Below are 1308 nucleotides of genomic sequence, written 5' to 3' on the forward strand. Positions count from 1 at the left end.
GCGCAAGGCATCGGCGAGTGCCTGGAGATCGGCGAGACCGAAATGTATGGCGAGCCGTTCGCGGTGCCGGAGCCGCTGGAGACGGTGTTCGTCTCCTGGTACGAGGGCGGCGAGGTGTTCCGGTCCGGGCTGACCTACCAGCGCGGCGCGGGACGGATCTTCTACTTCTCGCCCGGCCACGAGACCTATCCGATCTATCACAATCAGGGCGTGCAGCAGGTGCTGCGCAACGCCGTCCATTGGGCGCACAACCCGGCGCCGGCATGGTCCGGCATCACCAATGCGCCGAACGTGCCGACGGATGCGGCCAAGGAGAAGATCGTGCAGAAGGGGCTGCGCCTGCATGCCGATGGCGACAAGGGCCTGAGCTGATTGGGGCGGCCTGAGCTGATCGGGCCTGAGTTGCCCAAGGCGTGAGTTGATTTTGGGGGCTTGGGGCTAATGCATCGAATTCTTCTGCTCGGCACCGGCGGTATCGCCGGGCATCATGTCGAGGAGTTTGCCGGGATTCCCGGCTGCAGCATCGTCGCCTGTGTCGACCAGTTGCCCGGTCGCGCTGCGGCGTTCGCCGCGGCCAGCAAGATCGGCGATTCTTTCGAGAGCCTGGAGGCGGCGATCGCCTGGGGCCAGTTCGATGCCGCCATCAACGCGACGCCGGATGGTGCGCATAGGGCGACGACGCTGGCGCTGCTCGGCGTGGGAAAACATGTGTTTTGCGAAAAGCCGCTGGCGCCGAACTACGCCGACGCGTTTGATATGACGCAAGCGGCCGAGGCTGCCGGGGTGATCAACATGGTCAACCTCACCTATCGCAACTCACCGGCGATCCACGAGGCGCGGCGCATGGTTCAGGCCGGCGAGATCGGCGCGTTGCGCCATGTCGAGGCGAGCTACCGGCAAAGCTGGCTGGTCAGCAAATCATGGGGTGACTGGCGGGTCGAGGACAAATGGCTGTGGCGCTTGTCCAGCCGGCACGGCTCGACCGGCGTGCTGGGCGATGTCGGCATCCATATCCTGGATTTCGCCACCTATGGCGCCGGCCAGGATATCGTCAGCCTGCATGCCGATCTGGTGACGTTTCCGAAGGCCGAGGGCGAGCGCATCGGCGACTATGTGCTGGACGCCAATGACAGCGTGGCAATGACGGCGCGGCTCGATTGCGGCGCGCTTGCCACGATCGTGGCGAGCCGCTACATGACCGGTCACGCCAACGATTTGTCGCTGGCCCTGCACGGCACCCAGGGCGCTATCAAGGTCGAGACCGACGGCAAGGCATCGAGCCTGTCGGCCTGCCTCGGCGGGGATGCC

At 65.4% G+C, this 1308-nt stretch carries 2 protein-coding genes; both read left to right on the plus strand.

All coding sequences use genetic code 11. From position 1 onward, the window contains the following. The coding region (locus EN991_RS36565; RefSeq protein WP_206519334.1) for a ThuA domain-containing protein at window positions 1–372 on the plus strand (372 nt) is incomplete at its 5' end. 69 nt (window positions 373–441) lie between these two features. Next, window positions 442–1308 (plus strand): Gfo/Idh/MocA family oxidoreductase (locus EN991_RS36570; RefSeq protein WP_164769677.1); only part of this gene is annotated, 867 nt, incomplete at its 3' end.

The organism is Mesorhizobium sp. M7A.F.Ca.US.005.03.2.1, from assembly GCF_003997795.1.
Lineage (GTDB): Bacteria > Pseudomonadota > Alphaproteobacteria > Rhizobiales > Rhizobiaceae > Mesorhizobium > Mesorhizobium ciceri.